Genomic DNA, 20,876 nt, shown 5'->3' on the forward strand with positions numbered 1-20,876 from the left:
TCTTAACCTTCAGACCTTCTCACGTGTTCAACGTCCGACGCTCACGTACCAGGACAAGACGGCCCATACACACGCCGCGGTCAACGCCGGCCCACCGAAAAGCGCCGCAGCTGATTTCCATCGCAGCGCGGACAGCAGTGCCGACTCGCTCTGATCGGAGATGATGAATTCACCGTCGGGGCCGTGCCCGATAAAGAGGCGGCTCGCGTTGTCGCTGCGTCCGATGGCCGAGCTGTTCTCTTGCGCGCTGCCGAGGACGTACACCTCCTCGTCGGGAAGGATGAAGCCCTCGGTACATCGCATCGGCTTCTCCGAGAGCCATCCCGACGTCGTGATGCCGAGAGAAGCCAACCCCGAAGCGGCGGTCGGGGAAAGCGCACAACCGGGTCCGGATTGAAACCTGGCACGTGGCTCGATCATGAGGTGCGCTCCCACGGGGACAACCATGACCTCACCGGTGTCATCCCTGAGAAGGAAGGGCTGGTGCGATTGCCCTTTGGCGACCGTCACCCATTTGGTGCTTTTGCCCGTCCGCCGCTGTTCCTCCGCCTTGTAAAAGTAAAAGACACATGGCATGTCACCAAAGGGCGACGTCAGCAGTGGTCCGGCCGCCTCTGCGCGACCGATGATCTCCACCAGCCCCATGGCCAACGACCGGACCGTGGACGTGGGTGTGCTTTCGATCAGCCGGGCGCGGCGGTGCAATCGAAAACCGATGGCGAAGAGGATGATGCCGCCTAGCGTACCGAGCAGGAGCAGCACGAATTGTTCATCGGGAGGCCGGCTCAGCCGGCCCTTGAGGAAAACTTGGTGCAGGCCTTCCCCCCATGAGGACGGTGATCAGCAGAAACCCAATTCCGAGTACGAGGAGCCAATACAGCAGGTCGACGATCTGGACGGGGTGCCCTTCGCGTGCTGTCGGTCGGCGTCCGGTCTCGACCCGCGCGGCCGCACGGCGATAGAAGGAAGATTCGTCCAACCTGCCCGACACCCGGCCACCTCGGAAGTGTTCGTGCAGTCTGGTCAAAGCCCCGTTGGGAAACCATCCTCCTTGGCAACCGGGACATGTCAGGAGAACTTCATCGATCACACGTCGGCTCTGTAACGGAGCCGAACAGCGTGGACACTGACGCTCGGCATGACTCCCACTTGCCTGTTCATGCTCGACCGCGGCGCGAAAGGCCACTGCGTCATCGATGAACAGTGACGCCTCGTTGGTGTCGAGCCAGAGACCGTGAGCTTGAGCGCAGACATCGATCTGCGGGAGTTGAAGAGTCGAAATCTCGACCAGGCTGCTGCGGCACTGTGGACAATCCATAGAAAACCTTATGCCAAAAAAGTATAGCAGGCGACGCGAGCGGTTGGCGGCGTTCGTCCCTGTGATTCGAAGGCAGGGCTGTGCTAGGCTGAACGCTGGGAGGAATCGATGGCCTTGAAGTACGCCTTATATCCGGGGTGCGCGGCGAAAGGCGCGACCTCGGAACTCTATCAATCGACGATGGCGATCATCGGCCGGCTCGGCATTGATGTGGTCGAACTGACGGCTGCGTCCTGTTGTGGGGCCGGCGTGATCAGCGAGGCCGACGCGGATACGGCGCTGGCGCTGAATGCGCGGACGTTCGCGCAAGCCGAAGCGCTGGGTCTCGACGTCATGACGATTTGCGGGACCTGCCAGGGTATCATGAGCGCCGCGAACAACCGGCTGAAAGACGGGGCGACCCGCGATCGGATCAACCGGCTCTTAGCGTCCGACGGCGTGAGCTATCGCGGGACTGTGCAGGTGAAGCATTTGTTGTGGATCGTGGTACGGGAAATCGGGTTGCACCGGCTCCGGGAACAGGTCCGGGTGCCGCTTCAGGATCTCCGGATCGCGCCGTTCTACGGGTGCTATATCTTGCGTCCGTCGTGGGATCTGGGGTTCGATGATCCGGAGAACCCGACGTCGCTGGAGAAGGTCATTCAGGCGCTCGGCGGCGAATCCGTCACCTACGCCGGCCGCACGAAATGTTGCGGCTTCCCGGTCATCCTCGAAAAGGAAGCGATCGCGGTCGCGATGGCCGGCCGGAACATGAAGGAGGCGAAGGACGAAGGCGCGGATTGCATGGTGACCCCGTGCCCGCTCTGTCACATGAGCCTCGATATCTACCAAGAGCGGGCCGGGCAGTCCGTCCAAGCGCCGTTGAATCTGCCGATCCTCCATCTGCCCCAATTGATTGGGATGGCGATGGGCATTCCTGCAAAAGAGTTGGGCGTCGCCCGACACATTGTCCCGGTCGATTCGATTGTGCGGAAGGTTGAGAAGGTGGCGCGGCAGTAAGGGTGTCCCTTGCGATGACAAGGAGCAAGCATGAAGGTCGTGAGCCTCTCCGAGCATGCGCAGTTCAATCCTGAGAAGATGAAGAAGAACAACTTGTTTCAGACGCCGCGGTTCTTCTGCGATGTGTACTGCTTCGAGCCGGGGCAGGAGCAGAAGGGTCATGTGCATGGCGATCAGGACAAGATCTACCTCGTCTTGGACGGGCAGGGCACGTTCCGGGTTGGGAGCGAGGAACGCGTGCTTGGTCCCGGTCAGGCGACGATGGCGCCGGCGGGGGAAGAACATGGCGTTCGCAACTACTCATCCGGGCGTTTGAAAGTGCTGGTCTTCGTTGCGCCGAATCCTTCATGACGCCGGAGGCATGTCCCGCCGTCGCTCATCCACGAGGTCTTCTCCCGCCACCGACGCCGCCTCGCCTTACGGTGCCGCGCCATCCCCATAGTGCTGGACAAGGTACTCAATCAGCATGGCCTGCTCGGAAGGTGAAAGCGGCGCGCCCCAATGGACCATTTTCGTCACCACGCTGGTCCATCTGTCCCTGCTCAAGCGTTGCTGGGTCACGAGGTCGAGACTGTGACAGATCGCACAGCGACCGGTGAGTAGCTCGATGGCCGGATGCTCAACGGGGTCCTGAGGTGCCGCCCGCGGGAGAGAAGGTTCGCTTGCCCACGGTCCGCCATGCATGACCGCCGAAAGCAATAGGCCGACGGCGATGATCGTCTTCGCCCGCGCTCGGATCACGGACGCTGATCCACGATCGACACGTGAACGCGGTCGATTGCATTCCATAGATAGCCGCCAGGATTCCATGCTGTGGCGATCGGTTGCGTCTGCCCATCAGCCGAGGTGGCGCGTGACAAGATCGTACAGGGGCCCGGTCGTGCTGGCCGCCAGTGATATCGCCACTGACGCCACGCATAGGACTCAGACGGCCCGAACAATGTCGCTTCCTGCCAGCTTCCCGCTCCGTCGACCGACACCTCGACCCGTGCAATAGGGCCGGTACCGCTAAATGCCACCCCTTGAACGATCATATCTCCGATCTTGATCAGGCTGCCGTCGACGGGGAACGCGATCAGTGACTTGACCGGATAGGATTCGATCGGGCTCGAGGACGGCTCGCTGGTCGGCTTCGTTGAGGTCGATAGGCGATACGCGCTCTTCATGAAATACCCCTCGGCCTCATGTTCCTGCACGCGGATCGACGTGAGCCACTTCGTCCAGGCATCGCCGGCCCAACCCGGCACGACGAGACGGAGCGGCCCGCCGTGTAGCAGCGGGAGTGGTTCGTCGTTCATTCGATAGGCAAGAAGCGTGGCGGAGTCCATCGCTTTCTCGATCGGGATGCTGCGAATGAACGAGGGGACCGTCGGCAACAAGGGGCGATCGCTTCCCGTCAATTGCACATGATGGCCGTTGCCCTTCACGCCGGCCGCCTCGAGCACGTCCCGGAGTCGCACGCCGGTCCAGCGGGCATTGCCGACCGCGCCTTTTTCCCACTGGGCGCCGGGCACCTTGGGGGAGAAGAAGGCGCGGCCGTTGCCGGAGCATTGCAGGAGCGCGGCCTGCGTGACGGCAGGGAAGCGGGTGAGGTCGGCCAGCGAGAAGACCGACGAGCGGGTCACTTCGCCCTCGATGGTCAGACGCCATTCATGAGGATCGGCCGTGTCCGGCGGGCCGAAATGGCTGCGCACGAAAAAGCGATCGAGCGGGGTGATCCATGTCGTAAAGTCCGTCACCGGTGTTTCGTAATTGACTGGCCGCGCGACGCGGGTGATGAGCGGGGGTGGGCGGTCGTCGGCTCGCGCTCTTGACGAGAGCACAAGGGACAGCGGTCCATTGGTCAGAGCCAATAGACCGACTTCGGAGAGTCGAGCGAGGAGCCAGCGGCGTGACACCGCGCGATCGCTATGGTCTGACACGAGCGATGGCAAGAAGGGATAATGCTGTCACTATGATTGTCGAGAGGCCGGAGTGGCGTCAAGGTGCGGGACGAGTGGGTCAGGAGTGCGGACGCAGCCGGCGAGCGAATCGCCCGCCGGCTGCAGGCACAACTTAGGGAACGGCCGGCGCTGTAATCCCGGGCGGTGGGATCTCGAGTTTCCACGGTGTCTGTGGCATGAGCGGCGCCGGTTTCGCATCAGGTCCGACGACGAGGACCGCGATCGCGCCTCGCAGCGCGCCGGTCAGCGAGTGCGTGACGAGGGGGTAGGCGCCGGCTGATTCGGCGACGACGTCGAACGTCGCGGCGCTCCCCGGACCGATGACATAGGTCTGCACGCCGCTCAGCTTGTTGTGCGGGTTGCCGCTTTCGTAGACGTTGTCCCAAATCTCGCCGATCGGATGGAACGCTGAGAATTCGTTTGGGCCGGCATTGACGAAATAGATCCGCACACGCTCACCCGGCTTCGCCTCCAACGGCTTTCCGCCGGTGACGAAGGGGTGATACTTGAACACGCCGCCGTTGAAAATGATGTGATCGAACTTGCGGTCGAACATGCCCTGCACGTCGTCCGGGTTCTTGAACAATTCCGATTGCACGAGGACGTATTCACGATCCGCCTTGGGCCAGCCTTTCAAATCTTTCGGATCGACGATGATCGCGCCGAACATGCCCCGCGCCACGTGTTGGATCATCGGCGGCGCGCCGCAATGATAGAAGAAGACGCCGGGTTTCTTCGCCACGAAGGTATAGCTGATGGTTTCCCCGGGATTGATCGCGCGATAGTTCTTGAGGAAATCGATTTCCGCCGCGTGGAAATCCATGGCGTGCGGGTAGGTGTTCTCCTTCGGGTTCGTCAGCGTGAACTTCACCGTGTCACCTTCGACCACGCGGATGACCGGACCCGGGAACTGCCCGTTGAAGGTCCACGCCTTGTAGATATCGCCGCCGCCGTCGATCACCACCTCGGTTTCAACGGCGGTCATATTGACCTCGTGCGTTTTGGCGTACGCCGTCTGCCCAACAAGGGAAAGCGTGATTACCGCTGCGGCGAACTTCCAGCCGGAAGTGCCTGCAAGCTGTCGTCTCGACATTGGTCTCCTCCTTCTGCTTCTGATGAGAGAACTGGAACCGCCAGAGCATACGGAGAAGCGCCAGAGAAAAATATGACCGATATCATGTTTTTGAAATCGCGAGGAGGCGTGGTGACCGCTATGAAGCGGTAGGAGAAGGTCCGGCGAGTTGAATGAGTTTCGTGAGGTTCAGAACGACGAGACGTTTCGCGGTGCCGCTCACCAAGCGCGCCTGACGGAAGCGGCTCATGATTCGGATCGCGGTCTCGGTCGTGATGCCGACCATGTTGGCCATATCTTCCCGCGTGAGGCGAACCGTCAGGCGGTAGGCGTCGCCTTCGGGGATGCCCGATCGTTGGACGAGATTGACGAGCAGGCCGGCGAGCCGCTGCTCGGCGCGATCGAGCGCGAGCACCTTCGTCTGTTCCTGCGCTTCCTTGAGCCGGCTGCCGAGATACTTGATGACCTCCAGGGCGGCGTCCGGATTGCGCCGGAGGACGTCGAAATAGGTTTTTTTATGAAGGCGAAGGATGCGGACGTCGCCGATCGGCTGGGCACACCCCGGATGCGGCGCACCGTCGAAGACCGCGGCCTCGCAGCAGAACAGATCGCCCGGCATGAGGACCTTCATCGTCACCTCTTTGCCGTCGGCGGACGTCTTCACGCATTTGACCGAGCCTTCCTTCACGACGTGGAAGTACTCGGTGGGATCCCCTTCCCGGAAGATGAACTCGCCTTTCCGGTAGCAGGTCTCGGTCGCTTCGCGTTCGAGCCGTTGACGATCCCGACCCTTGACGAGATTGAAGAGCGGGATCGTCTTGAGTGGGTCGGCGGGCTTCATCTAGCAGACTGTTGAAAAACGATACCCGGTGCAACGTGAACAGAAAGAGCACTGCAGAATGTTCAAAAAGGCTGTCCATTTCACCCGCCCGCCGCAGGCGCGCCTAGACATGCCACTTCCCGGCCAGGCCGCAGTGAGGCGCACGGCGTCACGGATAAGTGACGCCACATTTGTGCGCGCCCGCGAGTTGGTGAGCGGGCAGTGTCTGTGCGAGACGTACTTATTTTCACCCGCCCACCGCGAGCCCGCCAGGACGGCCTCTTTCCCGGGCTTGTACGTTGGGCCTTCGAACGATGCGAGGTGCGCCAGGCGAGGAATAACTCGCCTCATGTTTGCGCACGGGCGCGAGGTGGTGAGCGCCCAGTGTCTTAGAAAGCTGGCGGCCTTTTTCAACATCCTGCTAGACGAGGCGCTTGACGATATCGACGATCGCTCTTGCGCTGATGCCGTAGCGGTCGAGCAGTTCCTCTGGCTTCCCGCTGTGCGGAATTTCACGGACGGCCATCTTATGGACGCGCACGCCTTCGCTGCCCACCGCGCCGAGCACCGCGTCCCCCAGGCCACCATGGGCATAGTGGTCTTCCACGGTCAGCATGAGTCCGCGCGTGGCCCGCGCGCTTTCCAACAAGGTCTGGCGATCGATCGGCGCGATGCTGTAGAGATCGATCACGCGCACGGCGATCCCGGCCTTCTTGAGCTCGTCGTGTGCTGTGAGCGCCTCGAAGAGCGTGACGCCGGCGGCGACGATCGTGATCCGGTCCTCGGCGCTCCGCCGGACCACTTTCGACCCGCCGATCTGGAATGCCTCGTCATTGCCGTACAGAATCGGCGATTTCGGCCGGCCGGTCCGGATGTACACCATGCCGCGGTGCGAAGCGGCCAACTCCACCAGCCGGTGCGTACAGACCGCATCGGAGGGGTACAGGACCGTCACACCGGGTTCCGCCGCCATCATCGCCAAATCCTCGAGCCCCATCTGTGACGGCCCGTCCTCGCCGATGCTCACCCCCGCGTGGGAACCCATCAATTTGATATTGGCTTGGCTGATGGCCGCCATGCGGATGAAGTCATAGGCGCGCGTCAAGAAGCAGGCGAACGTGGCGGCGAACGGAATCTTCCCACACGCGGCGAGCCCGACAGAGGCGCCGACCATGTTCTGCTCGGCGATGAAATTCTCAAAGAATCGATCGGGGAATTGCTTGCCGAACTTGTCCGTGTACGTCGAGTTCTTCACATCGGCATCGAGCGCGACGACCTGCGGGTTCGCCTCACCCAATAGCGCGAGGGCCGCGCCGAATGCTTCGCGGGTCGCGACCGAGTCGCCCGGCTTATAGGTGGGGGCCGCCATCGGCTTGGCCGGCTTGGCGCCGTTCACGTGGGCTTGCGGCCGCGGGATCTGCAGGGTCGTGGTCGATTGGCGCAACTGCCGCGTCAGTTCGTCGGCGGCTTTTTGCGTGTCCTCGCCCTTCTTGAGCGGCTTTCCATGCCAGTCGGGCTTGTCCTCGATCATTGAGATGCCCTTGCCTTTCAGCGTGCGGGCCAAGATGACGCTCGGCCGGCCCTTCGTGAAGGCCGCTTCTTCGAAGGCCGCGAGGATTTTGGCCATGTCATGGCCGTCCACCACGATGGCATGCCAGCCGAATCCGCTCCAGCGCGACCGATACGCCTCCATGTCGTGCTGCAACATCGTCGGATCGCTCTGCCCGAATCGATTGATATCCACGATCGCGCAGAGGTTATCCAGTGCGTAGTGACGCGCGACTTCCGCCGCTTCCCACACCGAGCCTTCAACGGACTCGCCGTCACCCATCAGCACGTAGATTCGCACGGGCGAGCGGTCCAAGCGTTTCGCGTTCAGCGCCATGCCGACACCGGCTGGGAGCCCTTGTCCCAGTGACCCGGTCGCGATATCGACGAAGGGCAGCCGGGGAGTCGGGTGGCCTTCGAGATCGGAGTTCAGCGTCCGGAGTCGCATCAATTCGGATGGATCGAACAGCCCGGCCTCGGCCCACGCGGCATAGAGCAGCGGCGCAGCGTGGCCTTTGGAGAGGATGAAGCGATCGTTGCTCGGGTTCTTGGGTTGCTTCGGATCGTACCGCATGACGGAAAAGAACAGGGCCGCCACCAGATCGGCGGCCGAGGCGCAACTCGACGGGTGCCCGCTACCCGCTTCGCTCGTGGCCCGCACGCTCTCGATACGGAGTGTGGTCGCCTTGTTCCCGAGCGCCGTAATCAACGCATCTTCGGTCATTCTTGCAGTCATGAGGCTGTCTCCTTCGAAGCGATCGTAGGCGATTGATGGGCTACAGGATGGTAACTACGTTCTAACAAACCGGCGCGCAGCGCGTCAATTGCAGGCCTTACGGCGTCAACGGCGTGTTGATCGGTGCCGGTACGGCGGGCGACGGCAAGCGGTCATGCGGGAGGATGCGGAACTGTGTGATCGCGTATGACACCGGCTGTCCCACGCCGAAGCGCCGCTGGCGAAACTCCTCCTTGTTCATTCGAGAGCGCAGGATCAGGCCGCCGCTCGTTTCGATCTCCAATCGGTACGCGACGCCCAAGAAGAAGATGTGCCGCAAGCGCGCTTGCTGGCGAAAATGGTTGGGGTCTTCGGAGATTTTCACGTAGTACGGACGAAATCCGATCCGGATTCGGTCGCCGTCCGCATAGTCGGGGGCCGGAAACTCCAACTCGCGCACGTGGGCAAGCCCGTGCTTCACTTCCGCCTCGACGATGTTCATCGAGCCGATGAACCGCGCGACGAATTCCGTCGCGGGCTCCTCATACACTTCGGCCGGTGAGCCGACCTGCTCGAGCCGGCCTTTCGAGAAGACGATCAAGCGATCGGACACCTCCATCGCCTCTTCTTGATCGTGAGTGACGAAGAGGCTCGTCACGTTGAGATCGTCGTGCAGCCGAATCAACCATTCTCGGAGCTCCTGGCGCACCTGTGCGTCGACCGCGCCGAACGGCTCATCGAGCAGCAAGACGCTCGGCCGAGGGGCGAGCGCGCGGGCGATCGCCACACGCTGCCGTTGACCGCCCGACAACTGATGAGGGTATCGGTCGGACAAGCCGGACAAGCCCATCAGGCTCAGCAGATCGGAGACCCGGCGGGTGATCTCGGCCCGGGACCATTTGCGGATGCTGAGGCCGAAGGCGATGTTGCCGGACACGGTCATGTGTTTGAAGAGCGCGTAATGCTGAAAGACGAACCCGATGTTCCGCCGCTGCACGGGAAGGTCGTTCACGCGCACGCCGTCGATGAAAATCTCCCCGGCCGTCGGCCTTTCCAGCCCGGCGATCATCCGCAACACCGTCGTCTTGCCGCTGCCGCTCGGTCCAAGGAGTCCTAACAGCTCTCCCTCCCGCACGGCGAAGGACACCTGCGACACCGCGTCGACATTGCCAAACTGCTTCGAGAGGTTGCGGACCTCGATCTTCACGCCATCACCTCACGCTGCTCGGTCAGTGTCGCGCGGCGCACCTTGACCGCTTCCAGCGCGACTAGAATGAGGAACGAGACAGCGAGCAAGACGACGGCGACGCTGTACGCGCCCACGTAATTGAAGTCGACATAGTTTTGATAAATGTGAAGCGTCGTGGTCTGGGTCATCATCAACACGTTGCCGGAGACGACCAGGATGGCGCCGAACTCGCCGATGGCCCGCGCGATCGTGAGCGTGGCCCCATAGAGCAATCCCCAGCGAATCGACGGCAACGTCACGCGCAGGAAAATCTGCCATTCGTTGGCGCCGAGCGTGCGCGCGGCTTCCTCGCTCTCGGTGCCCAATGTGGTGAGGAGCGGGGTGAGTTCCCGCACGACGAACGGAAACGTCACGAACAGCGTCACGATGACCATCGCGGGTAGCGCATACAGCACTTTGATATCGAGACTCCCCAGCCAGGTCCCAAGAATCGTATTCGGACCGAAGAGGAGGATCAACATGAACCCGGTGATAACCGGAGAGACCGCGAACGGCAAATCGATCAAGCCGCTGAACAGTGTTTGTCCCCAAAACCGTTGGCGCGCGAGCACGAGCGCGGTGATCGTCCCGAGTACGAGATTCAGGATAAGGACGAGGATCGTGATCTCGGCGGTCAACCAAAATCCGTGCACGGCTTCCGGCCGCGTGACCTCGTGCCAGAACGTGGCCAGCCCTTCGCCGAAGGCTTGGACACAGAGATAGACGATCGGGCCGATGAGCAGCACCGTAAAGTAGAGCCAGACGACGGCGATCATGAGGAGGCGCATGGTCTGTTCAATGGCGAGTGTCTACTGCGATGGGTTGAGGGCTCACGAGTCGGCGACGTGCAAATGTGGGCACGCGTTCACCGGGCGGGCGCGTCAATCGTTCGAGCAATATGAGGGCGAGAAAGGAGATCAGCAGCACGACGACCGACACGGAGGTGGCGCCCTGCGGGTTGTAGCTTTCGATCTCGCCGTAGACATAAACCGAGGCGACCTGCGTCTTCAGCGGGATGTTTCCGGCCACGATCACGATCGCGCCGAATTCCCCGAGCGCCCGGACGAACGTGAGAAAGATGCCGGTCAGCAGCCCCGGAAGGACCGATGGGAGGGTGACGCGCCAAAACGTCGCCCACGGACCGGCGCCGAGCGTGTAGGCCGCCTCCTCTTGGTCGTGCTCGCGCTCCGCCAACAGGGGCTGGAGGGCCCGGATCGTGAACGGCATCGTGACGAACAGCATGGCGAGGATGATGCCAGGGACATTATAGAGAACCTCGACCCCGCTCTCCTTCAACCAGGCGCCGAGCGGTGTCGTCGTGCCATAGAGCGCGGCGATCATCAGACCGGCCACGAGCGTCGGAATCGCGAACGGCAAATCCACCAAGGCGTTCAGCAACGCACGCCCCGGAAACTCATAACGGACGAGGACCCAGGCAGACAGCGTCCCGAAGAGGCCGTTGATGGCCGTCGCGATCAGCGCGGCCTCGATCGTCAGCAGAAGGGCCGTCCTCGCCTGTGGTTGCTGAATGTCCTCGATGAAGCGCCCAAGGCCATCCTCAACGGATTGATAGCCGATCGCGAGCAGGGGAAGCAGGATCAGACACGCCACATACCCGATGGCGGCTGAACGAAGCGCCAGCTTGGTCAGGGTGTGAGGGGTCACGTGCCGCGGCTCCTCATTCGCCGCGCGCCAATTCTTCGACCGCCCGGACCCACACGCCTTGCGGACCGAACAGACGAGTCGCAATGGCATCCCAGCCGCCGAGGTCGGCGATCGTGAACAGCGCCGCCGGCTGGGCAAAGGCTTTCGCTGCCGCCGGGGACGTCCGCTCCGGGGAGGCCGGGCGAAATTCATAATCGGCGAAGGCGCGCTGCGCCTCATCGCTGTGCAAAAACGCCACGAACGCATCGGCAATGTCTCGGACGCGGTGCTTGTCGGCATAGCGGTCGATCACCGCGGCGGGATTTTCGATCAGGATCGTTTCGGCAGGGACGATGACTTCCATGGGCCGGCCGGCCTTCACCCGTGGCAGCAATTCGTTTTCGTACGTGATGAGCACGTCGCCGATCCCACGCTCGAACGTGGTGACCGATTCGCGGCCGCTCTTGTCCATGACCTTCACGTTTTTTTGGATGCGCTTCAGCAGACTCGCGGCATACACATCGGGGGCGCTGCCTTGCTTCGCGGCAAGCTTGAGACCGGCGCCGTAGATCGCGATCACGTCCCACATGGCGCCCCCGGATGTTTTCGGATTCGGGTAGAGGACTTCGACGCCGGGCTTGGCCACGTCCTCCCAGGTCTTGATCCCTTTGGGATTCCCCTTGCGCACGCCGAACGCGACGACCGACGCCGTCACGTTTCCGCGATCGGGATCCTTGCGCCAGTCGTGCGTGAGCAGCCCGGCTTTCGCGACTTGGTCGAGATCGCCTTCGACGGACAAGGCCGCGACGTCTGCTTCGAACCCGCCGATGATCGCGCGGGCTTGGGCGCCGGATGCGCCGTACGACGTTCGCACACGCAGTTCTTGTCCGGTTCGCTGTTTCCATTGTTGCTTGAACGCGGGGATGAGCCGGTTCTCGTACACTTCCTTAGGGACGCTGTAGATTGCAATGACGAGGTCGCGCGTCTCCGCCGCTTCAAGTCCAGAGGAAGAGGCGAGGGCGGCGAGAACTGAGAGCGCGACCAGCGGGAGGAGTCGAGCCGTCATCCAGCGAAGCATCGGATGATCAACCAAACGGTCAACGTGTGCCATGTGACAAGATCCAGTGGCCCTGCTCGGCGAAATCTTTCAACGTGTAATTGTCCAGAATGTCGGCGATTGCGTTCCGAACGTTCAGCATGACGCCTTGAATGGGGCAGCCATGCGGCTCTTTCTCGTCGGCGTAGGGGCAGTCATGGCACTTTTGATACGCCGTCTTGCTCACACACGCGATCGGCGCGAGCGGCCCATCGAGGATGCGAATGACCTGGCCCAACGTGATGTCTTCTGGGGGTTTGATCAGGGCGTAGCCCCCACCGACACCTCGTCGGCTCGCCAGCAGCCCGGCGTTCTTGAGCGAGAGCAAGATCTGCTCGAGGAACTCGACGGGGATGCGTTGACGTTGGGCGATCTCGTGGCGCTGGAGCAGGTGGCGTCCGTACTGCTTGGTCAATTCGATGAGCGCACGCAGGCCGTACTCGCTTTTTTTGGAGAGCTTCATTGTCGAGTTAGTCAGTTCAGAATTTGCACAATACGCGGTGGGCGCCGCCGAGGTCAAGAGCGCACACAAGAGCACGCACTCCGATTGAGGCAGACAGCCTAGAGATTCGAGTGTATGACTACTGCGCGAAACATCGCAGACTGTAGGCGGTTCGCTTCTTGACAGTCCGCAAAACTTCTTGTTAGCTTGGCACCGGTTCGATGCGAACCCTCGCACGCCCGGTCCTAGAATCTCCATGACAGGGATGCCTTCGTGACCTTCCAGGACCTGATCCTGTCCCTCAACCGGTACTGGGCCGACCAGGGCTGCGTCCTTCACCAACCCTACGACTTGGAAATGGGGGCCGGAACCTTCCATCCGGCGACCTTTCTGCGCGCACTTGGCCCTGAACCGTGGCGATCGGCCTACCCGCAACCGTGCCGACGCCCAACGGACGGGCGGTACGGTGAAAATCCGAACCGGCTCCAGCACTACTATCAATATCAGGTCGTGCTGAAGCCATGTCCGGACGACATTCAAGACCTGTATCTCGAGAGCTTGCGCGTGATCGGGATCGATCCACGCCGGCACGATGTCCGGTTCATGCAGGACGATTGGGAGTCGCCGACACTCGGAGCCTGGGGGCTGGGCTGGGAAGTCCGTTTGGACGGGATGGAAATTACTCAGTTCACCTACTTTCAGGAGATCGGCGGGTTGGAACTCAATCCCGTTACGGTCGAGATTACCTACGGGACCGAGCGGCTGGCGATGTATCTTCAGCAGGTGGACAACGTCTTCGCTCTTGCGTGGACGGATGGGATCAGCTACGGCGACATCCATCATGAGACCGAGGTTCAGTTCTCGACCTACAATTTCGAGCAAGCGGATGTCGCGCTGCTCCAGCGGACCTTTCAGGGCTTCGAGGCTGAATCGAAACGGCTGCTGGCTCAAGGCTTGGTCCTCCCGGCTTACGACTGCTGCATCAAGACGTCTCATCTCTTCAACCTGCTCGATGCCCGCGGGGCAATCAGCGTCGCGGAACGCACCGGGTACATCGCCCGCGTTCGTGCACTCGCCCGCGCCTGCGCCGAGGGCTATGTCAAAGACAGAGAACGGCTTGGCTTCCCGCTGCTGAACGCGTCGAATCGCCCGCGCAAAACTGTGGCCCGGTGACGTGATGGCAAAACAGGCGAAGACGGCCAAAGAGTCGAAGGCAAGCGCGGCGGACCTTCTCTTCGAAATCGGCACGGAAGAATTACCGTATCAATTCGTTCGGCCCGCATTAGGCAGCCTCGACGAATCGGCCCGTCGTCTTCTTGACGCCCAGCGGCTGTCCTTTGGCGCGCTTCGCACGCTCGGCACGCCGCGGCGTCTCGTGCTGATCGTTGAGGGACTCGCGGTTCGGCAGGCGCCTGCGACCACCGAAGCGCTCGGGCCACCGAAGGCCGCCGCGTATGACGCCGTGAGGACACCGACGAAAGCGGCGCTCGGATTTGCCGCCTCCCATCAGGTCAAGGTCGAGGAGCTGGAGATTCGGCAGACACCGCGCGGCGAATACGTCTGTGCCGTGAAGCGGGACCCGGGACGGAGTACCCAGTCCGTGTTGCCCGGTCTGTTGGCGGAACTCATCGGGTCACTCTCGTTTCCCAAAGCCATGCGATGGAATGCCGCGGGGGTGCGTTTTGCGAGGCCGATCCGGTGGATGACGGCGGTCTACGGGGGACGCACCATCGAAGTGAACTTCGGGGGCCTTATTGCCACCAATCGGACCCATGGTCATCGGTTTCTGGCGCGTAAGGGAGGCAAGTCGCCACAAGGACTTCCGGTCACAGACGTCAAGCAATACATGAAGGTTCTCGAGGCGCACGGGGTTATCTGTGACCCGGAGGCGCGCCGCGCGATGATCCTGTCGCAGCTCGCCGAGTTGGCGAAGTCGGCCAAGGGGAACGTACATCGCGACGACGAGCTGCTGGAGCAGGCGGTCTACACTGTCGAATACCCGCATGCCGTGCTCGGCGGCTTCAACCCCACGTACCTTTCGGTCCCGAAGGAAGTGTTGATGACGGCGATGAAGGAGCATCAGGGCTTCTTTTCACTCGTGCGGAAGGATGGCTCGCTGCTTCCGAACTTCATCTCCATCACGAACATGAAGCTCACGGACATGCGGCTGATCCGGGAGGGCAACGAGCGGGTACTGGCGGCGCGGCTGGCCGATGCCAAATTCTTCTTTGACGAAGATCGCAAACTGAAGCTCGCCGACCGGCTGGAACGGCTCAACGGGGTGACGTTCCACCAAAAGCTCGGCACGATTGCGCAGAAGGTCGAGCGGATGACGGATTTGGCAGGCTATCTCGCCTCGGCGCTCGGCCATCGCGAGTTGATCGAGCAGAGCCGGCGTGCCGCACACCTGAGCAAGGCGGATCTCGTGACGGGGCTCGTCGGCGAATTCCCCACCCTTCAAGGCGTGATGGGCGGCGAATACGCCAGGCATGACGGGGAGTCGGATGAGGTGGCGCTTGCCATTCGCGATCATTATCTGCCCAAGGCCATGGAGGGCGAGCTTCCGGAAACGCTCACCGGCAAGATCGTCTCGCTGGCGGACCACCTCGATTCGATCGTCGCCTTCTTTCACGTCGGTATCGTGCCGACCGGCTCGGAAGACCCGCTCGCGCTCCGACGCCACGCTTCGGCGGTGGTGCGACTGATCGTCGAAGGCCGGCTGGCGGTGAATCTGGTGGAAGTGGTGCGGCATGCCAAGGGCCTTGTCGAAACCCAAGGCTTTCGGGCGTCGGGGTCGGCCGATGCGCTTGAGTTCATCGGGGAGCGGCTGCGGTATTATGCGAGGACCCTTGACCGGGTCCGCGAGGACCTCATTGACGCCGTACTCAAGCCCGCCCTGAGACGCGACCGCGAGCGGTTCGACCTCTCGGCTTTACGCGAACGAATGCTCGCGCTCCAGGACATCGCCCAGAGCAAAGAGTTCGATCCGCTGATCGTCGGATTCAAGCGAGCCCACCGGATTGTCGAGAAAGAGCAGTGGACGCATGAGGACGTGAAGCCGGATCTCTTTCAGCACCCGGCCGAGGGCGAACTGTACAAGTCGTTGCTCCAGGCTCGGGAGGTTGTCGAGCCGGCGCTGGCCGGCGGCGATGATCGGCGCGCCCTGGCCGCGCTCGTTGCGATGAAGCCGGCGATCGATGCGTTCTTTACGGGCGTCATGGTCAATGCGGAGGATCCCGCACTCCGCGCCAATCGGTTGTCGCTACTTGCTGCTGTGGATCGGCTCTTTCTCAGTGTCGCCGATTTGTCGTTGATCTCGGTTCAAGGATCGTAGCATGGGAGCGCTGGCGGCCTTGCAGGAAGAGCACATTCGTCATGCCGTCGAGACCCCCGCGCTGACGGACGAGGACGCGGCCCGCCTCCGGCGCTATAACGTCCTGGTCAGCATCGCGCTTATGGTTGTCTGTAACGTCGTCTTCCTCGGCGGCCTGTGGGTGACCGGACTCAAGTTGGATACGCTGGTGCGCATCCCCGAGATTTTCAATCCGACACGCGACGTTTGCTTGCGGTTCATTTGGCGGCCGGTGGAGGGCGGCGACCAGCCGGCGCGCGTATGCTCGGAATGGATCAATCTATCCGACCCGTCGGGGAATACCCACAAGATCCAGAAGGAAACGGAAGTCGTCAAAGGCGGGGACGGCCGCCTGTATTTCGAGCACGGCGCGCGCGTGGATTATCGCTTATTCGTTTTCATCGCGTTTGTCGTGGCGATCATCGTCGTCGGAGTCCGAACCAAACGGTATCTGCTCGCACGCTATCGCCGTCAGCTCATCGACAGGCACTCGTCATTCGATCTTTCATCGCAATCATGAGTAACAGCAGGACCTTCACAATGATCGTTGACGTCCTGCTCAAGAGAGGGTAGCCGTGGCGACCAAGAAATATGTGTATTACTTCGGCGACGGAAAAGCCGAAGGTACCGGAGACATGAAAGAACTGCTCGGCGGGAAGGGCGCGGGCCTGGCCGAGATGACGAACCTTGGCATTTCCGTGCCGGCCGGGTTCACGATCACCACCGAGGCCTGCATCGAATATTACAAGCGGGGGAAGGCGTACCCGCCCGGCCTGTGGGAAGAGGCGCTTCATGCGCTCAAAAAAGTCGAGCGGTCGATGGGCTCGCGATTCGGCGATCCGGCCAACCCGCTGTTGGTGTCAGTCCGTTCAGGCGCGCGGGCGTCGATGCCCGGCATGATGGATACCGTTCTGAACGTCGGGCTCAACGATCGCACCGTGGAGGGCCTGACCGCGAAAACTCGCAACGAACGATTCGCGCTCGATAGCTATCGCCGGTTCATCACGATGTTCGGCAGCATCGTCATGGGCATCAGCCGGCATCATTTCGAAGACGTGCTGGATCGCAAGAAGGAAGAGGTCGGCGCGAAGCTCGACACCGATCTCGACGTCAAGGCGCTCAAGGATCTCGTCATCCGTATGAAGGCGGTCGTGACGAGGGAATCGGGCCGGGCGTTTCCCGAGGATCCGTTGGAGCAGTTACGGATGGCGATCAACGCGGTGTTCGCCTCCTGGTACGGGGCAAGAGCGGTCACGTATCGGCGCCTCTACAACATCCCGGATAGCTGGGGAACCGCCGTAAGCGTGGTCGCCATGGTCTTCGGCAACATGGGCGAGACCAGCGGCACGGGCGTCGCGTTTACTCGCGATCCCGCCTCGGGCCAACGGACGTTCTTCGGCGAGTTCCTGTTCAACGCACAGGGCGAGGATGTGGTCGCCGGGATTCGCACACCGCTGCCCGTGAACGCGCTCGCCAAATCGCTCCCGCAAGCGCACAAGGGGCTGACCGAAACATACAGGAAGCTCGAAAGGCACTACCGCGACATGCTCGACCTGGAGTTCACGATCCAGGAAGGCAAGCTGTACATGCTCCAGACACGAGTCGGCAAACGAACCGGCATCGCGGCCGTGCGCATCGCCTATGAGATGGTGAATGAAGGGTTGATCACGAAGCAAGAAGCCGTGATGCGGGTCAGTCCCGATCAGCTTTCGCAATATCTCTATCCGATCTTCGATACGACGGAGGAAGGCAAGCATCCTCCCATCGGGAAGGGTTTGCCGGCCGGGCCGGGGGCGGCGGCAGGAAAGATCGCCCTCACGCCCGACCGCGCGGTCGAGATGCATGCGCGTGGCGAACGGGTCATTCTGGTCCGGCAGGAGACGAGCCCCGACGACATTCACGGCATGCATGCGGCGCAAGGATTCCTCACCGCGCGTGGCGGCATGACCTCGCACGCAGCCGTCGTCGCCCGGCAGATGGGCAAGGTCTGCGTCGCCGGCTGCGAAGCCGTGGACGTCGAGGACGGCAACCGGGTAAGGATCGGCGGCCTGACGTTGAAGGAGGGCGACGCTCTGTCGATCAACGGATTCAGCGGGAACGTCTACAACGGCGATATCCCGGTCGTCGAATCCGAAGTGATCCAGGTCATTCAGGGCAAGCTTGATGCGAAGCGGTCCGAGAAGTACCGGATCTTCGCGACGTTCCTCAAATGGGCGGATGAATTCCGGAGCCTCAAGGTCAGGGCGAACGCCGATATTCCCGATCAGGCGCGCATCGCGCGGGGGTTTGGGGCCGAAGGCATCGGCCTCTGCCGCACGGAACACATGTTCTTCGCCGAGGACCGGATCCCCATCATGCAGAAGATGATTCTCGCGCGTACCCGCGAAGAACGTGAGCGGTATCTCGAACAGTTGCTGCCGTTGCAACGGCAAGACTTCATCGGGCTGTATCGTGAAATGGAAGGATACCCGGTCACCATTCGCCTGCTCGATCCGCCGCTCCATGAGTTCCTTCCGCACCGGGAGGAGTTGATGGTCGAGATCGCAAAACTCGAGCTGACCGGCGCGCAAGCGGAGGTCATCGAGGAGAAGCGACTGCTGTTGGAGCGGGTGGAGGAGTTGCACGAGTTCAATCCGATGCTGGGTCTCCGCGGCTGCCGCCTCGGTATCACGATGCCGGAAATCACCCGAATGCAGACGCGCGCCATCATCGAAGCGGCGTGCGAGATTTCGCGCGAAGGCAAGAAGATTATCCCGGAGATCATGATCCCGCTCGTCGGCATGGTATCCGAGATGAAGGCTCAGAAGGACCTGGCTCGGGAGGTGGCCGAGGAGACCTTCAAGCACTGCGGGATGAAACTGCCCTATCTCGTCGGGACCATGATCGAATTGCCGCGAGCCGCCGTCACCGCCGGTCGGATCGCCGAGCAGGCCGAGTTCTTCTCGTTCGGCACGAATGACCTCACGCAGACGACGTTCGGCTTTTCGCGTGACGATGCGGCCAAGTTCGTGGCCTTTTACATGAAGCGACAGGATGCCTGCCCCAAGTGTCTCAGCCCGCAAGTCAATTGGAAGGAGATGGTCTGCCAAAGCTGCGGGAGCCACATCGAGCAGAAAGCCGACAACATCCTGGATGCCGATCCCTTCGCCGTCCTGGATCGAGAAGGCGTCGGCGCGATGATGCGGATGGCGATCGCCGACGGCCGTGCGACGCGTCCTGACATCAAGTTGGGCATCTGCGGCGAACACGGCGGGGATCCGAGCTCGGTCGAATTCTGCCATCAACTCGGTCTCGATTACGTGAGTTGCTCGCCGTTCCGCGTGCCGATTGCCCGGTTGGCGGCCGCGCAAGCGGCCATTGGCGGTGCCAAGCCGAACAAGGCTGTGGCCGTCGAGAAGTCCCCCAAGCGCGCGGGCGGTAAGCCGAAGCCTACATCGCGACGCGCGCCGAAGCCTCGGCGCAAGGCGTCGACCTCCCGATCACGGTGACGACCGACCGCGATGTCTTCTACATGCGCCGTGCGTTGCAGCTTGCCGCGCGCGGCCGCGGTCGCACCACGCCAAACCCGATGGTCGGGGCCGTAATCGTGAAGGGGAGCCGGATCCTCGGCGAAGGCTATCATCATCGCGCCGGCGAGCCCCACGCGGAAATCCTCGCGCTGCGCGCCGCGGGGTCCCGAAGTCAAGGCGTCACTCTCTATGTGACCCTCGAACCGTGCTCGCATACCGAAAAGCGAACGCCGCCCTGCGTACCGGCCGTGATCGAGGCGGGGGTTCAACGCGTTGTGATCGCCATGCGCGATCCGAATCCCCTGGTCCGTGGGCGTGGTCTTGCCGCGCTTCGTCGCGCCGGTCTGGCTGTAGATGTCGGCTGTCTCGAAGCGGAAGCGCAGCGGCTGAACGAGACGTACAGTCACTGGATTACGACCGGTCGTCCGTTCGTCGTGCTCAAGGCCGCGATGACGCTGGATGGAAAGATCGCAACGGCAAAGGGCGAGTCACGGTGGATCACCGGTGAGCCGGCGCGGCGAGACGTGCACCGTCTTCGCGCGCAGGTCGATGCGATTATGGTCGGCGTCGGGACGGTGCTGGCTGATGACCCCCAGCTGACCGTGCGTCACGGCACCCGTTCCCTTCGGCCACCTCGGCGTGTCGTCCTCGACAGCCGCCTGCGTCTGCCCCTCACCGCAAAAGTTTTGACACGAAAAGACGGCGAGACGATCGTCGCCACAACCTCGCGCGCCTCGAAGGTAGCCGTCAAGCGACTGCAGGCGTTGGGCACGACAGTCTGGGTCCTGCCCCTAAAGGACGGGCACGTGTCGCTTCGTGCGTGCCTCGATGCGCTGGGTCGGGCGAACGTGACGACGGTATTGATCGAAGGCGGAAGTGAGCTTGCCGCGTCGGCGCTGCGCGAAGGTCTCGTCAATCGGGTTCGGCTCTATATTGCCCCGGCGTTCCTCGGCGGCCACGATGCGAAAGGCATGATCGGCGGCCGCTCCCCCGATCGCCTCGCCGACATGATCGAGTTGGACTCCCTCCGTATCCGCCGTCTTGGTCGCGACCTCCTGATCGAAGCCGACGTTCACCGGCCTCAGTAGCGTTTGATCCTTTTCGATACACGGTAGGGACGATTAGATGAACGGATCTTCGTCCTGTCGACCTTCGATCAGCAAAAATGTTTAGAAAACCGAAGAGCCGCT

General features: G+C 62.1%; 19 protein-coding genes. 7 read left to right on the forward strand and 12 right to left on the reverse strand.

Annotated elements, in window-relative coordinates; translation table 11 throughout:
- Positions 1-27: 27 nt before the first annotated feature.
- Together AC1U7K_RS18200 and AC1U7K_RS18205 are read right to left on the reverse strand one after the other, a co-directional pair.
- Positions 28-762, reverse strand: a complete 735-nt coding sequence (locus AC1U7K_RS18200; RefSeq protein ID WP_480253256.1) for a GIDE domain-containing protein — start codon at positions 760-762, stop codon at positions 28-30.
- A 7-nt stretch (positions 763-769) separates the two neighbouring features.
- Entirely contained in the window at positions 770-1,318 is a 549-nt protein-coding gene (locus AC1U7K_RS18205) for a zf-TFIIB domain-containing protein (protein WP_480253257.1), read from the reverse strand.
- A gap of 108 nt (positions 1,319-1,426) precedes the next feature.
- Here AC1U7K_RS18205 and AC1U7K_RS18210 point away from each other — a divergent pair, with 108 nt between their 5' ends.
- Both AC1U7K_RS18210 and AC1U7K_RS18215 read left to right on the forward strand, forming a co-directional pair.
- A complete protein-coding gene (locus tag AC1U7K_RS18210; RefSeq protein ID WP_480253258.1) occupies positions 1,427-2,317 on the forward strand; it encodes a CoB--CoM heterodisulfide reductase iron-sulfur subunit B family protein in 891 nt (296 codons plus the stop codon).
- A gap of 30 nt (positions 2,318-2,347) precedes the next feature.
- Positions 2,348-2,668 (forward strand): cupin domain-containing protein, encoded by a 321-nt coding sequence (locus tag AC1U7K_RS18215; RefSeq protein ID WP_480253259.1) that lies wholly within the window; start codon positions 2,348-2,350, stop codon positions 2,666-2,668.
- Between the two features lie 66 nt (positions 2,669-2,734).
- Here AC1U7K_RS18215 and AC1U7K_RS18220 read toward each other — a convergent pair whose 3' ends face one another.
- From AC1U7K_RS18220 to AC1U7K_RS18265, 10 genes are all read right to left on the reverse strand, one after another.
- The gene (locus AC1U7K_RS18220; protein WP_480253260.1) at positions 2,735-3,058 is read right to left on the reverse strand and encodes a hypothetical protein; all 324 of its coding nucleotides are present in this window, start codon (positions 3,056-3,058) and stop codon (positions 2,735-2,737) included.
- Positions 3,055-4,215 (reverse strand): sulfite oxidase, encoded by a 1,161-nt coding sequence (locus AC1U7K_RS18225; protein ID WP_480253261.1) that lies wholly within the window; start codon positions 4,213-4,215, stop codon positions 3,055-3,057. The genes AC1U7K_RS18220 and AC1U7K_RS18225 overlap by 4 nt, the downstream gene beginning before the upstream one ends.
- A 157-nt stretch (positions 4,216-4,372) precedes the next feature.
- Complete coding sequence (locus AC1U7K_RS18230) at positions 4,373-5,353, reverse strand: multicopper oxidase domain-containing protein (RefSeq protein WP_480253262.1); 981 nt, start codon at positions 5,351-5,353, stop codon at positions 4,373-4,375.
- Positions 5,354-5,471: 118 nt separating this feature from the next.
- Positions 5,472-6,173, reverse strand: coding sequence for a Crp/Fnr family transcriptional regulator (locus AC1U7K_RS18235; protein ID WP_480253263.1), 702 nt, complete (start codon positions 6,171-6,173; stop codon positions 5,472-5,474).
- A gap of 400 nt (positions 6,174-6,573) precedes the next feature.
- Positions 6,574-8,436, reverse strand: coding sequence for a transketolase (locus tag AC1U7K_RS18240; protein ID WP_480253264.1), 1,863 nt, complete (start codon positions 8,434-8,436; stop codon positions 6,574-6,576).
- A gap of 97 nt (positions 8,437-8,533) precedes the next feature.
- Positions 8,534-9,622 (reverse strand): sulfate/molybdate ABC transporter ATP-binding protein, encoded by a 1,089-nt coding sequence (locus tag AC1U7K_RS18245; protein ID WP_480253265.1) that lies wholly within the window; start codon positions 9,620-9,622, stop codon positions 8,534-8,536.
- On the reverse strand, positions 9,619-10,431 hold the full coding sequence (locus tag AC1U7K_RS18250; protein WP_480253266.1) for a sulfate ABC transporter permease subunit: 813 nt from the start codon (positions 10,429-10,431) through the stop codon (positions 9,619-9,621). Before AC1U7K_RS18250 ends, AC1U7K_RS18245 begins: the two co-directional genes overlap by 4 nt.
- A 7-nt stretch (positions 10,432-10,438) precedes the next feature.
- The gene (cysT, locus tag AC1U7K_RS18255) at positions 10,439-11,308 is read right to left on the reverse strand and encodes a sulfate ABC transporter permease subunit CysT (RefSeq protein WP_480253267.1); all 870 of its coding nucleotides are present in this window, start codon (positions 11,306-11,308) and stop codon (positions 10,439-10,441) included.
- 13 nt (positions 11,309-11,321) lie between these two features.
- Complete coding sequence (locus AC1U7K_RS18260) at positions 11,322-12,398, reverse strand: sulfate ABC transporter substrate-binding protein (RefSeq protein ID WP_480253268.1); 1,077 nt, start codon at positions 12,396-12,398, stop codon at positions 11,322-11,324.
- A complete protein-coding gene (locus AC1U7K_RS18265; protein WP_480253269.1) occupies positions 12,385-12,846 on the reverse strand; it encodes an RrF2 family transcriptional regulator in 462 nt (153 codons plus the stop codon). The genes AC1U7K_RS18260 and AC1U7K_RS18265 overlap by 14 nt, the downstream gene beginning before the upstream one ends.
- A gap of 252 nt (positions 12,847-13,098) precedes the next feature.
- Between AC1U7K_RS18265 and AC1U7K_RS18270 the strand changes: the two genes are divergently transcribed.
- From AC1U7K_RS18270 to ribD, 5 genes are read left to right on the forward strand one after another with little or no spacing between them, the layout of a single operon-like run.
- Complete coding sequence (locus AC1U7K_RS18270; RefSeq protein WP_480253270.1) at positions 13,099-13,998, forward strand: glycine--tRNA ligase subunit alpha; 900 nt, start codon at positions 13,099-13,101, stop codon at positions 13,996-13,998.
- A 4-nt stretch (positions 13,999-14,002) separates the two neighbouring features.
- The gene (gene glyS, locus AC1U7K_RS18275; protein WP_480253271.1) at positions 14,003-16,159 is read left to right on the forward strand and encodes a glycine--tRNA ligase subunit beta; all 2,157 of its coding nucleotides are present in this window, start codon (positions 14,003-14,005) and stop codon (positions 16,157-16,159) included.
- A 1-nt stretch (position 16,160) separates the two neighbouring features.
- Complete coding sequence (locus AC1U7K_RS18280; RefSeq protein ID WP_480253272.1) at positions 16,161-16,697, forward strand: hypothetical protein; 537 nt, start codon at positions 16,161-16,163, stop codon at positions 16,695-16,697.
- A 55-nt stretch (positions 16,698-16,752) separates the two neighbouring features.
- A complete protein-coding gene (ppdK, locus tag AC1U7K_RS18285) occupies positions 16,753-19,665 on the forward strand; it encodes a pyruvate, phosphate dikinase (RefSeq protein ID WP_480253273.1) in 2,913 nt (970 codons plus the stop codon).
- Positions 19,662-20,774, forward strand: a complete 1,113-nt coding sequence (ribD, locus tag AC1U7K_RS18290; RefSeq protein WP_480253274.1) for a bifunctional diaminohydroxyphosphoribosylaminopyrimidine deaminase/5-amino-6-(5-phosphoribosylamino)uracil reductase RibD — start codon at positions 19,662-19,664, stop codon at positions 20,772-20,774. The genes ppdK and ribD overlap by 4 nt, the downstream gene beginning before the upstream one ends.
- Positions 20,775-20,876 lie beyond the last annotated feature (102 nt).

It is taken from the genome of Nitrospira sp. Vd2, assembly GCF_979581665.1.

What these genes read in the sequence shown, in the direction of transcription:
- AC1U7K_RS18205 (WP_480253257.1), bottom strand. Translation starts at nt 1,318, where the DNA reads ATGGATTGTCCACAGTGCCGCAGCAGCCTGGTCGAGATTTCGACTCTT.
- AC1U7K_RS18210 (WP_480253258.1), top strand. Translation starts at nt 1,427, where the DNA reads ATGGCCTTGAAGTACGCCTTATATCCGGGGTGCGCGGCGAAAGGCGCG.
- AC1U7K_RS18215 (WP_480253259.1), top strand. Translation starts at nt 2,348, where the DNA reads ATGAAGGTCGTGAGCCTCTCCGAGCATGCGCAGTTCAATCCTGAGAAG.
- AC1U7K_RS18230 (WP_480253262.1), bottom strand. Translation starts at nt 5,353, where the DNA reads ATGTCGAGACGACAGCTTGCAGGCACTTCCGGCTGGAAGTTCGCCGCA.
- AC1U7K_RS18235 (WP_480253263.1), bottom strand. Translation starts at nt 6,173, where the DNA reads ATGAAGCCCGCCGACCCACTCAAGACGATCCCGCTCTTCAATCTCGTC.
- AC1U7K_RS18240 (WP_480253264.1), bottom strand. Translation starts at nt 8,436, where the DNA reads ATGACTGCAAGAATGACCGAAGATGCGTTGATTACGGCGCTCGGGAAC.
- AC1U7K_RS18250 (WP_480253266.1), bottom strand. Translation starts at nt 10,431, where the DNA reads ATGCGCCTCCTCATGATCGCCGTCGTCTGGCTCTACTTTACGGTGCTG.
- AC1U7K_RS18260 (WP_480253268.1), bottom strand. Translation starts at nt 12,398, where the DNA reads ATGGCACACGTTGACCGTTTGGTTGATCATCCGATGCTTCGCTGGATG.
- AC1U7K_RS18265 (WP_480253269.1), bottom strand. Translation starts at nt 12,846, where the DNA reads ATGAAGCTCTCCAAAAAAAGCGAGTACGGCCTGCGTGCGCTCATCGAA.
- glyS (WP_480253271.1), top strand. Translation starts at nt 14,003, where the DNA reads ATGGCAAAACAGGCGAAGACGGCCAAAGAGTCGAAGGCAAGCGCGGCG.
- AC1U7K_RS18280 (WP_480253272.1), top strand. Translation starts at nt 16,161, where the DNA reads ATGGGAGCGCTGGCGGCCTTGCAGGAAGAGCACATTCGTCATGCCGTC.